Below are 13,162 nucleotides of genomic sequence, written 5' to 3' on the forward strand. Positions count from 1 at the left end.
AGCCTACCTCACTTCTTCAGGCTTGGTTGTCATCTTCTGATAAAGAATTGTGTCTTTCGGGAACTTATCAAGGAAAGGTACAATGGTATTTCCAAAGAACAAAAGTCCTTCTCCTGCATTGGAATTCGTTACATATTTTAGCTGTGGCTGTGAGATTTTAAGTTTCCTTGCTAAAATTTCTCTATCGCCTGAAGCCTGATTAAGCATTAAAACAAAGTCCGTATTGTCAAAGATATTTTCAATTTCCTTACTCATAAGTAGGTCTTTGACATTTTGCGTGATGCCTGTCGGAATTCCTCCCCACTTACGAAATCTTTTCCAAATCTCTACGGAATAAGAAGCTGTCTGCTCGTCTTTTAAAAGCAAGTGAAACTCGTCGATATAGTACCTTGTAGACTTGTTTCCTCTGTTTTGCGACACCTTGTTCCATACCTGATCCTGAATAACAAGCATTCCGATTTTTTTAAGCTGACTTCCAAGCTCCTTAATATCAAAACAAAGAAGCTGCTTATTTAAGTCCACATTGGACTGGTGGTTAAATACATTAAGAGAACCTGTTACATAAATCTCCATTTCCGTTGCCAGCTTTTTACCGACTTTTTCTTCCTGATTTTTTAACATATCATACAGGTTTTGAAGAATCGGCATATTACAAGGCTTTGGATTTTCAAAGTACCTTTCGTAAATCTTAGGTAGGCATCTATCTATAACCGACTTTTCTTCTGCCGTAAGACCACTACCACCAACTACTAATTCAAGCATTGACATAATGAAGTTTGCTTTGTCTTTCAGCGGTGCGTCCCCATCGCCATAGTTCATATTTATATCTAAAGGATTGAGATAATCTTTTGACTTACTACTGACCTTTATGACTTCTCCTTTAAACTGACGCACAAGGTTTCCGTACTCGCCTTCCGGATCGCAGATAATCACATCATCATCGGTTGTAAGAATGGCATTTGCCATTTCTCTTTTTGCACTAAAGGACTTACCACTTCCAGGCGTTCCGAGAATTAGACCGTTTGGATTTTTCAGTTTCTTTCTGTCTGCCATAATCAGGTTATGGCTTAGGGCATTTAGTCCATAGTACAAACTGTTCGCCGAATTTATAAAAAGCTCCTCTGTGGTAAAAGGCATAAATACTGCCGTAGATGATGAGGTTAGTCCTCTGTCAATTTCAATCTTATTTACCCCAAGTGGAAGTACACTGATTAAGCCCTGCTCTTGGGAATGATCAAGTCTTTTTAACTTGCAATTATGCTTATTGGCAATAGAGCTGATTTGAGAAATGGTATTGTCCAGCTTTTGAATTGTCCTTGCAAAGTTCATAAAGATAATGGTTACAACAAACATTCTTTCATCTCTTGTCTGAAGGTCTTTTAAGAGGCTTTTTACATCTTCTCCATAGGTGATTAAATCACTTGGAAGAATGTCCATATCATAACCACTTCTTACAGCCTTTTTATTTTCCTCAATCTTCATCTTGTCAATATCGGTATTTTTTCTTTTAACCATCTTGATGGCTTCCGATTGTTCGATTGCCTTGATATGAAAAGAGATATTGATGTTATCGTCTATATCCAAAAACTCGGCAAGCATACGGTCTGAAAGCTCACTTGCAAGGATTTGAAAATGACTTGCCGCTCCAATAAACTTTCCAAACTTAAAATACCTTGACGGTGTAAAGTTAAATTCATCAGGAACAATGTATGTCTTTGTGCTTTCTTTCTTCTTTAAGTCCTTATATGAAAATTCAAAGGTCTTATTGGGATTTAAAACATCATGAAGTATCTTCAGCCTTTCCTCTCCGTTAAGGCTTTCTGCTCTTACTCCCATACTTTTAAGACTCGATAATATATCTATCTCCAGTCTTTCCAGTTTTGATGTTGCCTGCTCTAAATTATCCGCTTCCACCGTAAAGGTTACATACTTTGATTTTTTCAGTCCGTTATTTCCCTTTACAATCTGGCTTTTCAGCATTTCTCTAAACTCAAGGCGAATATCGTCAAACCCGTCCTTTTTATCCGGTATTTGAATTGCCGATTTCATTTCTTCATTTCTACCAAGCTGATTGATATATGAAAACTCTATGCTGACACTTGGATCAAAGGAATTAAGAAAGTTTGCAAACTGATTAAAAATCAAATCTCGATCTTCTTCTAAGGCAAGCTGATAGTTTATATCCTCAAAGGCGATACTCTTATTAAAATGCTTTTCATCAATCTGACATATCCCACTTTTTAAAAGTCTAAGGTAGGGAATGGTATCTTCAACTGTGTATCTTTTCGGCTCTTTCCTAAAGATAAGGTCAAGTAATCCGCCCCTATCTTTTTTAGACTTTCCCTTATTTTGCTTTAAGTCCTGTTTTTGACTTCTTAACTTCTTTTGGTTTTGTTCTAACTTTAGCTGCTGAATCTTTCTTTTGTCTTTCAAGGTAAACCTCCTTTCTCACTCTTTTTTGTGGCTGATAAAATTTGTGAAGGTAAATATACTTAAAATATTTCTCAAAGCTAAGTCCGTCCTTTTCAAAAAGAGTGATGAAAAATATGGGAAGAGTGGACACAATGAGAAAAATGACTGCTATATCATTTGGAACGACCTTTCGCATAAATAAATAGATTGGTATTCCAATCAGTCCTGCAATCGTAAAACCTATCAGTTGTCTTTTTGTAAGGTTAAATGCAACCTTTGTTTTTACCTTCTTTAAGTCTTTTGGGATAGGTACATACGCCATAACTTACCTCCCATCTTCTTTACCCTTTGAAAGCTCCTCTATATGCTCATATACGGAGCCGATTTCTTCCTGAATACTTTCTATCTGTTCATTTGTACTTCTGTTATATCTTTCCTGCATTAGACAAAAATCATTGTGGCAGCGACCGATGTCCTTTGTTCTTTCTTCCAAGTCATTCACTTTGCTGTGAAGCCTGATTCTATCCATCACTGCCAAAATACCTGTTCCAACTGCTACTGCTATCAATACTGTTTTTCTTTTGTTCATCATATATTTCCTTTCTTTTAGTGTGCATTTAATACGCTTTTGGCCAGTGTTCCGCTCTTTAGCATCATTAACCCCAGCAAAACCGCATATCCAAGTATCGTAAAGGTACTTGTGTGTATATCTGTTATCTGTATTGTCTTAACTAATACTGCGTATATTCCAAGACAAACCATTAAAAAGAGTCCTTGTAATCCTATGGCAAATAAGCCTTTGATATAGTTAGTTCCGATTTGTCCCCACTCTTTGTTTCCCATTGTGGCAAAAGGAATGGCTGAAACGGATGAGTAAACATAAATCTCAAACATTCTGCCGTATACCACAAGCATAATCACAATGGAAATGACCTGTATTGCCACCTTTATGAGCGAGGTTTCAAAGAGTATCATGACAAGCTCTCCAAGACCTTTATCTTTTAAGCCTTCTACCATCGTTACAATCTGATCTCCGGAGATAACGGCAGAGGTGTTAATTACCCCTGCCGCTTTATTTACCATGTGCTGTGCCACATCAAAGACTGCCATAGAAAACTGAAAAGCATGGGACACTAACCATACGGCAATCCACATCTTTATGATGTACTTGAAAAATTCAAAGGTATCTGTATCGTGCATATTGTTCTTTTGCATAACCATATTAATAAGCTCGATACAAAGGACTGCCGTTATAATTAGACCTGCTATGGGGATAATGACGGAATCGTTAATGCTTTTAATAAAACTGAAAACCTGTCCGTTCCACCCCATTGGTGTCTTTCCCACATCCGTTGCAATCGCACCAACTTTATCGTTGATGTCAAGAAACATGGACTCTAAGTTTGCTTGGATACCGCCCAGTAGAAGATCTTTGAAAAACTCCTCTATCTTGTCGAATATCCCAAACATTTAATTTCTCCTTTTCTTCTTACTTGAGTACATTTGCAAGAAGCGGAATCAGCTTTAATCCGATTAAGACGATACCGCCTCCCGCCATAAGCTGCTTAATGCCCTGAGATTTTGCACCCGGATTGTCATTACCATAACCTTCCATCAGGTTAATTACACCCCATGCTCCAAGTCCTGCACCTACTGCCATAACTAAAATCTTTAATACATTTACTGCCTGTGTAAAAAATTCCATAATTTATTCCTCCTCGTTTTCTTCTTTCTTTTCAATTTTGTTGTATGACTTCACAACAAAGTTTTTGTAAGTCTTTCCATCTTTTTCACGCTTCTTAAAGTATCCAAAGATATGGATCAAATCACCTTTTTCAAAGGCTTTTGCTGTTTCTGACTTTTCACCATAGGCTGCACAGTTGATATATTCCTTGCCTTTCCCATACTTTTTTACAAGCGTAAAGTTTGCAACTTCAACAGCTTCTCCCTCTTTGTCAAAACTCGAAAAAGTTGGTTCTGCCAATAAGTTGGCATTGATGTTAATCATTTCTTGCTTCATTAAAAATTTCTCCTTTTCTTTTCAATAAAAAAAGCGACTGGAGTTTTTTCTTTTCCAATCGCTGATACTCTTGCTATTTAGTTTTCCTTAGTGGGACTTCTTATCCTTACCATCTTTCCTCCTGATTTTGAGTAATAAAAAAGCAGCAAATCTATGTTCTTTAGACTTACTGCACTCTTGTAATAAGAGTTTCTCTATTTAATTTTGCTTTCCCTTTTCGCTTCATATAGCTCTCAATATCAAAAACATTCTTTTTATCATAGTCCTCAAGGAGCTTATAATTTTTGTGCTTTGTAATATCGAATTTATCCGACAAAAATGGTCTGACACCTCGAAGCTGAAAAATACATTTACTGCCATCCATAACCGTTATCTCATCTTGGCTCATCAGCTCTTTTCCTGTCTTTTGGTAATTGAGTCCATAACTATTAGCATTGGAGCGTGTTTCAGAAGTGTTATATAGATCTATCGTTTCCTTTCCAAGCGTTTCTGATAGCTCTTTAAGTGTTGTTTTCTCCTTTCCACCCAAGAATAGCGTGCTATCACAGTTACCTACAATGGTATCTGCATTGTCCTTGTAGATTGCCTTTAGCTGAGATTGTGCCTGCAAGATAATACTTGCTGAAATTTCTCTTGAACGGATTGTCGCAATCAATTTCTCAAATTTGGGAATTAAGCCTATATTTGCAAACTCATCAAGCAAGCATCTTACATGAACAGGTAATCGTCCTCCATATTCATCATCCGCCTTATCACAAAGCAAGTTAAATAACTGCGAATACATAATAGACACCACAAAATTAAAGGTATCATCTGTATCAGAGATAATAACAAAGAGTGCTGTTTTTCTATCTCCCAGTGTATCAAGCTCAAGTTCATCTTCTTTCATCAAGTCCCTAAGCTCTTGAATATCAAAAGGAGCAAGTCTTGCTCCACATGAAATAAGAATAGACTTCGCTGTTTTTCCAGCAGCAAGTTTGTACTTTTTATATTGCTTTACCGCAAAGTGCGTAGGCTCTTTCTTTTCCAATGCTTCAAATAGTCTATCAATGGGATTCATATATGTTTCATCATCTTCCCTGACTTCTGAAGCGTCTATCATATCCAGTAGTGTTGCAAAGTTCTTTTCTTCTCTTGGAGCTTCATAGAAGATATATCCAATAAGAGCTGTATAGTAGAGTTTTTCTGCTTTCACCCAAAAATCCTCACCTGCTTTTTCACCCTCTCCCTTTGTGTTTGCAATGATTGTCTGCACTAATTTGAGTATATCTTTTTCACTTCTAAGGTAGGCGAATGGATTATACTTCATGCTCTTTTTGAAGTTGATGGTATTTAAGATTTTTATCTCATAGCCATTATCTTCAAGCATCTTGCCACACTCAATAACTATTGTTCCTTTAGGATCTGTTACACAATATGATGAGTGCATTTGCATTAGATTTGGCTTTACATAAAATCTTGTCTTTCCTGAACCAGAACCACCTATAACCAAAACATTTTTATTTCTCGCATACTTTGGATTTGCCGGTCTGCCATTCATGGTTAATCGTTCTGTTTGAGTAAGCAAGATATTGTTTTGGAACTTTTCATCCACATAAGGCTCTATATCTTTTCTCGTTCCCCATCGGGCTGATCCATACTCTTTCCCCTGTCTGAACTTTTTTGCATTTTTACCTTTGGTATAGACAATAAATTTAATTAAAACTACTACTCCCACGCCTATTAAAATATCAGCCACATGAATACTCGGAATAAAGCTCATGGTATTAAGCTCCAATATTCCTTGAAAGATTTTGTCTATCACATCGCCGCCTGTATAGGCTCTTACATGATGAGAAAAGATATTGCCAACATAGAAAAATGCAAGATAGGGAATGTTCTGTTTTAGAAACTTTGCCTTATCCTGCACCTTAAATAAGCCTTTGATGTCTTTTAGTATCTTATCTATCATAGGCTCTGCTCCTTTTGTTTATTCTTGACTTTATCTTTAGAAACAGTGTTCTTTGCCATCTCCTTAAACTTCTCAATGTTTTTATGAATAGATTCTTTCCTTTCCGTTTTCTTTTCTGATTCTGAAAGGGCGTGCTTAAATGCTTTGTCCATCACTTTCATATCTTTTGCTTGAAAGAACACTGAGTATTTACCTGATTCTTTATCTTTCATTACCGAAAACTTAACTCCATATCTGTTCAGTTCTTTTTTCAGTTCCTTCAATTCTGTTTCTTCTACTGGTATCTCTTCAAGCTGTCCCTTTTTAACCATATCTTTTAGTTTTACTTCATTCCCTTTACTCCCAACGAGCTTTTCCAGTCCTCCGAGTTTCTCAGCCTCTTTCATCAGTTTCTTGAGTAAAGTCAAAAGAAGTTTTGCTGTTACTTTTCCGGCTTTAACCTCCATATTCAGCGTTTTTCTTGCGATTTCTTCATTGATCAAGTTCTCTCACCTCCTGTCAGCAGTCTTTCTTTATTCCTCTTTAATTTTTCTTCCTGAATAACTTTCCTATAATCTTCTCCAAGTACCATCACAGGAATACACATCTCGATAATTCTTGAGTAAATTCTTTGGTATTCCACACTCTCCGTACAGTTTTCAATTTGGCTGTATGAAAGATTTGTGGTAAAGATTGTTGGCTTATTCTTTAAGTACCTGTTATTCACAATGTTGTATACCTGCTCTTTGGCATAGCTTGTATCTCTTTCAATTCCTAAATCATCTAAGATGAGAACGGAAGTGTTTACAAGGGATTCGATATATGCGTTTTTATCAAGGTCAAATCCGCCTTTTTGCAGTTCGTTAATTATCTGTGCAAAGTTTCTAATCTTAACGCTTATCTGATACTGTTCAATCAGAGCATTGGCAATAGAGCAGGCAAGATAGGTCTTTCCACTTCCAACTGTTCCATAGAACAGGAGTCCGATATTTTCTTTTCTCATCAATTCATAATCTTTTACAAAATTCTTTGCGATGATAAGACTCTGATTTTCTTTTCCCTGATAGTTTTCAAAGGTATATGCCCATTGAATCATGGAGGTGAAGCAGATACTTTTTAATCTCTCGATTTCAAGCTGCTTTTGTCTTTCTTTTTCTTTTGCTTCTCTATCTCTATCGCATTTACAAGCTGTCTTAAATATCATCTGCTTTCCGAAAAATTCTAATGCTTTTCCATCTTTTCTTTCATGGCACACTTTACAGTAAGCATGTCCGTCTTTGATGTATTCTTTTTCAGGATTGAAGCTGTATTCCACATCTTCTATCATCACTTTCTCTAATTCTTTAATCATAAATGTACTCCCTTGTTATATTCCTCCCATGTAGGGATATTGGTTTTTTTCTTACTTCCCTGATCTTTATAAAACCAAGAAAGAATTGTTGCTTTATGGTCTTTATATGTCTTTCCAGTACTTTGAAGATAGGTTGATAATCTCTCAATGTAGTTATCAAGCTCTCCTGCCATTTTTATTTGTAATTCGCCTATATCCTCATTCTTTAAAAAAACATTTTGAAATGTTCCAAGTCCGTTTTCCCCAAAACTATATTCTCTCTTACTATACTTACTCTTATTATTCTCTATATAGTTAGAGTCAACATTTTGAACTTCCTGAAGTTCATTTTCTTTACTTCTGAGGTTAAAATCTTTTACTTCTGAAGTTAAGTTTTTTGACTTCTGAAAGTCATTTTCTTTTACCGCTATTATGCTCATAAAATCTTTAACATAAATGACATTCGGCTTACCAAGTCCAAGCCTTACTCTTTCAATCAGTCCTATTCCTTTTTTGCTGTCTAACTCGTCCAATATTTTTATGGCAGTAGGCTTTGAGATATTTCTTCTTCTCATAATTTCTTCAACAGTAAAATAGATAAATACTCTGCCTTCCTTGTCCACCCAGTTATTCTTAAAGGACATTCCTGTGCGTTTCAAAAGCATGGAGTATAGGATAATGGCTTCAGCAGACAGTCCCTTAAATTCTTCTCCGTCTACCAATATTTCAGGCACTTTTAGAAAGTTAAATCTTTCCGCTTCTCTGTTATAGAAATAGTCAAAGTCCATGCAGGATCACCTCCCTCCTTAAAAATTTGCAAAGAAAAAGACGATAGTTTTTTCTCTATCGCCTTTGGTAACCATTTTTATGAAATTTTTTAGATTGATTTTATTGCTTCATTGATACCTTGTAAAAAAGCTATAACTGCTGCTCCAACCATCGGTATTCCGTATGGACTTAACAGGAATCCTAATATCAATGCTTCTATTCCGATGGTAACTTCTTTTTGCAGAAAAGAGGCAATTGCTCCAAATATGCAAAACATCATCAGCAAATATAGTAGGGCTGTTCCAATACCAAGTAGAAATGTCAGAAATGCTGTGAGGATACTTAACACCAAGCTAATTGGAAACAAGATTATTTTTATTATCCATCTCATCATTTAGTAGTCCTCACTTTCTAAAGCATTCTTTGTATCTCCACACACCATATCAATGCAAACATTCACATCAATATAATTTTTTAAGACTTTTTTTCGTCCTCCCTCTCCGTCTTCTACAAATACATAATGCTTGTAAAACTGCTTAAAATGCAGTATTTTCACGATTTCACTCTTTGTATCAACGCTATGCACTCGACATGCCTTGACCTAGGAAATTGGTCGAAGGCTTGGTATTTTTTATTTTGTAGCCGTTTTTTATGAAGATTTCTAGGTCTCTTACTTGGGTTTTTGGGTTGCAGGATATGTAGACAAATTCTTCTGGAGCTATGTCTATTATTTTTTTGATTGCTTTTGGGTGAATGCCTTCTCTTGGTGGATCTATTACTACTATGTCGTATTTTCCTTTTACTAAGTCTATTTTTTCTAAAACGTCTCCTGCTATAAAATCTATATTTTCTATCTCATTTTCTTTTGCATTGTCGAAGGCTTTTTCTACTGCTTCTTCTATTATTTCTATTCCCATGGCTTTGTTTGCAAATTTTGCAAATAGTTGAGTTATAGTTCCTGTTCCTGAATATAGATCTAGGACGTTTTTGTTTTTATCTACATTTGCTAATTCTATTGCTTTTTGATAGATTTTTTCTGCTGTATATACATTTGGTTGGAAAAATGAAAATGGAGAAATTTGAAATTTTAAATCATTCATTTTTTCTTCGATATATTTTTTCCCAAATAAAAGTTCGATTGAATCTACTTTTACTGCATCTGACAAACTATCGTTAATCACATGATAAATTGAAACAATTCTCCCCTTGGTTTTTGCATTTAAGAGATTATGGGCAAATAAATCTCTTCTCATTGGATCAAAAGATTTGTCTGAGCTTGTCACAAGGACTACCATAATTTCTCCAGTGTGAAGTGCTTTTCTTACTATTAAATTACGCAAAAGTCCTGTATGAGCTTTTTTGTGATAAAAACTTGTATTTTTTTCTCTAAAATATTTTTGTACATATTTTCTTATTGTTTCAAAATCGCTATCAACTATATTACATCCATCTGTATCGACAATTTCATAAAATCTATTTTGCCTGTGAAGTCCCAAAACAAGTGGCCCATCCTTGTAAGAATCTCCAAAAGTATATTCCATTTTATTTCTGTATCCTTTTATTTTTGGACTTCTAATGATTGAAAGATCTGCAATATCAATATGAGAATTTTTCAAAAGTTTTTTTATCATATCATGCTTTAATAAAAGCTCTGTTTCATATCCCATTTTTTGGTAAGAACAACCACCACAAATTCCTGCATGAGGGCAAAATTCTTTGGCATTTTCTATTTTGGATTCTTCCAAAACTTCCATAAATTTTCCTTTTTTATTCTTACCCCTGTTTTTAGTGATTTTTACCCTTACTTTTTGTCCCAAAACTCCGCCCTTAAATTGGACAGTTTTTTCTTCGTCAATTTTTCCTATCGAAATATTTGGATAAGACATATCTATTATTTCTACATCTTTTATTGGTTTTTCTCTCATTTATTCTCCTCTATTCCAAAATCTTTCAACCAAGATTTTTAATTCTTTTTTATTTTTTACTTCTCTTATATTTGACCAATGTCTAGGATAAAGCCTTCTGTACTTATCCCACAAAAATCTATCATCAACCAAATAAATTATTCCCCTATCCTTTTCTCCTCTGATTAGCCTTCCAGCTGCTTGGAAAATTTTATTTAAGCCCGGATAGGTGTAGGAATAATCAAAACCATTGTGAGAAATTTCGTCAAAATGATTTTTTATTAAATTTCTCTCATCGCTTACTCCTGGCATTCCAACCGAAATTACCATTGAACCAATTAGCCTATCGCCTTTCAAATCAACTCCCTCAGAAAATATTCCACCCAAAACCAAAAATGCAGTTTTTTCACTTTCGTAAGTGAAATTTTGCAAAAATTTGTGCCTTTCTACTGGGGACATGGACCTTTCTTGAACTAAAATTTCGTCATTAAAATTTTCCTTGTAATATTCATAGACATCCGTTAGATATGAAAATGAAGGGAAAAATATAAAATAATTTCCTTTTTTTGCACTTATAAATTCGTGGATAAGGTCAGCTATATCCATTAAATTATTATTTCTATCTTTATACCTAGTAGAAATTGGACTTGCAAAAATGGCAAAATTTTTCTTATCAAAGGGAAAATCCAAATGAACTTTCAAACTATCATCTACTCCAAGCATTTTTCTGTAAAAATCCATTGGAGAAAGAGTTGCAGAAAAAAATATGCTTGCCCTTGCAAGTTTATACTTTTCTTTCAAAACTTTTGAAGGATCAATGCACTTAATTTCATAAATTTTTTCCATAGAATTTTCATCATAGGTCAATGTTTGATAAAAACCCTCCCTAAAATTATCAGAAATTTTTAGATGATGGTTTATTTCAAAAAACATATCTTCTATTTTATCATAATCTTCTCTTTTTTTATCCTTGATCAAAACTTTTTCCAATTTTTTTGATAAAGCTATGAGTTTTTTGTCAAAATCATCATTATTATCAGTCGAATAATAAAACAATTTTTTCCCATAATTTTTATACATTTTTTCAAACTCATCCAAAATAGAATCAATTGATTTTATTATTTTTACATCTTTTTTTCTATCCATAGATTTTCTTAATTCCTTAAAATCAGAATCAACAAAATCATGAGAGAACATCTTTCTTGACCTTTCCAAAAGATTGTGAGCCTCGTCAATTAAAAACAAATATTCATCAAGGCTATCATCAAAAAATCTTCTCAAATAAACATTTGGATCAAAAATATAATTATAATCGCAAATTATTATGTCGCAGTACAAAGAAATATCAAGCTCGAATTCAAGGGGACAAAGCCTGTGTTTTTCTGAATAAGAAGTGATAACATCGTAGTCCATTATGTCTTCATTTTCCAAAATATCTTTTAATCCATCATTTACCCTATCAAAATGCCCCCTTGCAAAGGGACAGTCTTCAGGATTGCAAGAAATTTCATCATTTAAACAAATCTTCTCCTTGCTTGTAATTGAAACTGCCTTGATTGATAGATTTTTTTCTTTTAATAAATATAAAGATTTTAAGGCTTCTTTTGCCGTAGTATTTTTTGAAGTAAGGTAGAAAATTTTATCATTCAAACCTTCTCCTAAAGATTTTACAGCAGGAAAAATTGTAGAAATAGTCTTTCCAGTTCCAGTTGGAGCATCTACAAACAAATTTTTCTTATCAAGAATCGCCCTATAAACAGCAACCGCCATCTTCCTTTGCCCTTTTCTGTAACCATCATAGGGAAAAGTCAAATTGTTTGCACTAATATTTCTTTTTTCAAGATTTTGGGATAAAATTTTTGAAAAATTAATGTATTCTTTTAATAAATTTATGTAAAATTCATAAAGCTCGTCAAGACTTTTTTCTTTTTCAAAAGTTTTTGTCTTGTAATCATCTAATGATACATAAGTTAGTCTTATAGTAATATTTTTCAAATCATTTTTTACACCATAAAAATACCCATAGCAAAAAGCTTGAGCCCAGTGTAGTTTATTTGAATCATCCAATTTGTCTAGATTTCTTGTGGTAGATTTTATTTCATCAATAATTATTTTGCCATTCTTTTTCAAAAGACCATCAGCCCTACCCTCAACGTGAAATTCCATATCGTCAATTTTAGTAATGTTTTTAAGATAGAATTCAGCTTGGTAATTTTTATCATAAGATTTTTGAATTTTTTGATGGGCTTTGATTCCTTCGACCATCCTATTATTGTCCCTAAAAGAATTATCAATATCCCCACTTCTCATAACAAATTCTATAAGTTTTCTAACAGAAGTTTTTATATACATTAAATCACCTTAGTTTATTATATCATTTTTCATTAAATATTTTGAATTTTGAAACTATCAGTAAAATAAAATTTATTAAGATTCACAAAAAAATATCCCTCTCAGGATATTTTCTTGAGAGAGACATTTTGCTTTTTATTTATAATAAATTATTTTCTTTTTGATTTGAAAAGTGCTACTGCTGATGCTGCAAGTGTTGCTACAACGCCTGTAAGTCCTGCTACACCTGTTTGAACGTTGTTGTTAGCTTTGTTATTTACAACTTTTGATGGTTGTGTTTTTTTCTTATCTTCTGTTTTTTTCTTGTCTTCTGGTTTCTTTCCTTCTTCTGGTTTCTTTCCTTCTTCTGGTTTTTTGCCTTCTTCTGGTTTCTTACCTTCTTCTGGCTTTTCAGGTTTTTCCTCTTTTCCTGCATATCTAACATTAATTGTATATCCACCATCTTC

14 protein-coding genes and 1 pseudogene are annotated in these 13,162 nt (G+C 34.0%); all 15 read right to left on the reverse strand.

Annotated elements, in window-relative coordinates:
• Window positions 1-3 precede the first annotated feature (3 nt).
• On the reverse strand, window positions 4-2,433 hold the full coding sequence (locus tag HGAG_RS03205) for a VirB4-like conjugal transfer ATPase, CD1110 family (protein ID WP_019117893.1): 2,430 nt from the start codon (window positions 2,431-2,433) through the stop codon (window positions 4-6).
• Window positions 2,345-2,734, reverse strand: a complete 390-nt coding sequence (locus HGAG_RS03210; RefSeq protein WP_000332197.1) for a PrgI family protein — start codon at window positions 2,732-2,734, stop codon at window positions 2,345-2,347. The genes HGAG_RS03205 and HGAG_RS03210 overlap by 89 nt, the downstream gene beginning before the upstream one ends.
• 3 nt (window positions 2,735-2,737) lie before the next feature.
• Complete coding sequence (locus HGAG_RS03215) at window positions 2,738-3,001, reverse strand: hypothetical protein (protein WP_019117894.1); 264 nt, start codon at window positions 2,999-3,001, stop codon at window positions 2,738-2,740.
• 17 nt (window positions 3,002-3,018) lie between these two features.
• The gene (locus tag HGAG_RS03220; protein ID WP_000466901.1) at window positions 3,019-3,882 is read right to left on the reverse strand and encodes a VirB6/TrbL-like conjugal transfer protein, CD1112 family; all 864 of its coding nucleotides are present in this window, start codon (window positions 3,880-3,882) and stop codon (window positions 3,019-3,021) included.
• Between the two features lie 19 nt (window positions 3,883-3,901).
• On the reverse strand, window positions 3,902-4,117 hold the full coding sequence (locus HGAG_RS03225) for a Maff2 family mobile element protein (RefSeq protein WP_000394208.1): 216 nt from the start codon (window positions 4,115-4,117) through the stop codon (window positions 3,902-3,904).
• A gap of 3 nt (window positions 4,118-4,120) precedes the next feature.
• A complete protein-coding gene (locus tag HGAG_RS03230) occupies window positions 4,121-4,432 on the reverse strand; it encodes a single-stranded DNA-binding protein (protein ID WP_000807039.1) in 312 nt (103 codons plus the stop codon).
• Window positions 4,433-4,598: 166 nt separating this feature from the next.
• Window positions 4,599-6,383, reverse strand: a complete 1,785-nt coding sequence (locus tag HGAG_RS03235) for a VirD4-like conjugal transfer protein, CD1115 family (RefSeq protein ID WP_019117895.1) — start codon at window positions 6,381-6,383, stop codon at window positions 4,599-4,601.
• Complete coding sequence (locus tag HGAG_RS03240; RefSeq protein ID WP_019117896.1) at window positions 6,380-6,865, reverse strand: PcfB family protein; 486 nt, start codon at window positions 6,863-6,865, stop codon at window positions 6,380-6,382. The genes HGAG_RS03235 and HGAG_RS03240 overlap by 4 nt, the downstream gene beginning before the upstream one ends.
• Window positions 6,862-7,713, reverse strand: coding sequence for an ATP-binding protein (locus HGAG_RS03245; protein WP_019117897.1), 852 nt, complete (start codon window positions 7,711-7,713; stop codon window positions 6,862-6,864). The genes HGAG_RS03240 and HGAG_RS03245 overlap by 4 nt, the downstream gene beginning before the upstream one ends.
• Window positions 7,710-8,480 (reverse strand): replication initiator protein A, encoded by a 771-nt coding sequence (locus HGAG_RS03250; protein ID WP_019117898.1) that lies wholly within the window; start codon window positions 8,478-8,480, stop codon window positions 7,710-7,712. Before HGAG_RS03250 ends, HGAG_RS03245 begins: the two co-directional genes overlap by 4 nt.
• 89 nt (window positions 8,481-8,569) lie before the next feature.
• Window positions 8,570-8,851 carry a CD1845 family protein gene (locus tag HGAG_RS03255; protein WP_026074037.1) on the reverse strand — a complete coding sequence of 94 codons (282 nt, stop codon included), beginning with the start codon at window positions 8,849-8,851 and terminating at the stop codon, window positions 8,570-8,572.
• Window positions 8,852-8,854: 3 nt separating this feature from the next.
• Window positions 8,855-9,016, reverse strand: coding sequence for a hypothetical protein (locus HGAG_RS11575; protein WP_001843395.1), 162 nt, complete (start codon window positions 9,014-9,016; stop codon window positions 8,855-8,857).
• A 22-nt stretch (window positions 9,017-9,038) separates the two neighbouring features.
• Window positions 9,039-10,385, reverse strand: coding sequence for a 23S rRNA (uracil(1939)-C(5))-methyltransferase RlmD (gene rlmD, locus HGAG_RS10510; protein ID WP_341871703.1), 1,347 nt, complete (start codon window positions 10,383-10,385; stop codon window positions 9,039-9,041).
• Window positions 10,386-12,716 (reverse strand): ATP-dependent DNA helicase, encoded by a 2,331-nt coding sequence (locus tag HGAG_RS03270; protein WP_019117900.1) that lies wholly within the window; start codon window positions 12,714-12,716, stop codon window positions 10,386-10,388. It lies immediately after the preceding gene.
• Window positions 12,717-12,865: 149 nt separating this feature from the next.
• Window positions 12,866-13,162: pseudogene (locus HGAG_RS11580) on the reverse strand (hypothetical protein); the annotation flags it as partial.

It is taken from the genome of Anaerococcus obesiensis ph10 (genome assembly GCF_000311745.1).
GTDB lineage: Bacteria > Bacillota > Clostridia > Tissierellales > Peptoniphilaceae > Anaerococcus > Anaerococcus vaginalis.

Bases quoted from the DNA above. Each gene is read 5' to 3' on its own strand.
- HGAG_RS03225 (WP_000394208.1), bottom strand. From the start codon at position 4,117: ATGGAATTTTTTACACAGGCAGTAAATGTATTAAAGATTTTAGTTATG.
- HGAG_RS03245 (WP_019117897.1), bottom strand. From the start codon at position 7,713: ATGATTAAAGAATTAGAGAAAGTGATGATAGAAGATGTGGAATACAGC.
- HGAG_RS03250 (WP_019117898.1), bottom strand. From the start codon at position 8,480: ATGGACTTTGACTATTTCTATAACAGAGAAGCGGAAAGATTTAACTTT.
- HGAG_RS03210 (WP_000332197.1), bottom strand. From the start codon at position 2,734: ATGGCGTATGTACCTATCCCAAAAGACTTAAAGAAGGTAAAAACAAAG.
- HGAG_RS03270 (WP_019117900.1), bottom strand. From the start codon at position 12,716: ATGTATATAAAAACTTCTGTTAGAAAACTTATAGAATTTGTTATGAGA.
- HGAG_RS03230 (WP_000807039.1), bottom strand. From the start codon at position 4,432: ATGAAGCAAGAAATGATTAACATCAATGCCAACTTATTGGCAGAACCA.
- rlmD (WP_341871703.1), bottom strand. From the start codon at position 10,385: ATGAGAGAAAAACCAATAAAAGATGTAGAAATAATAGATATGTCTTAT.
- HGAG_RS03215 (WP_019117894.1), bottom strand. From the start codon at position 3,001: ATGAACAAAAGAAAAACAGTATTGATAGCAGTAGCAGTTGGAACAGGT.
- HGAG_RS03220 (WP_000466901.1), bottom strand. From the start codon at position 3,882: ATGTTTGGGATATTCGACAAGATAGAGGAGTTTTTCAAAGATCTTCTA.
- HGAG_RS03255 (WP_026074037.1), bottom strand. From the start codon at position 8,851: ATGAGATGGATAATAAAAATAATCTTGTTTCCAATTAGCTTGGTGTTA.
- HGAG_RS03235 (WP_019117895.1), bottom strand. From the start codon at position 6,383: ATGATAGATAAGATACTAAAAGACATCAAAGGCTTATTTAAGGTGCAG.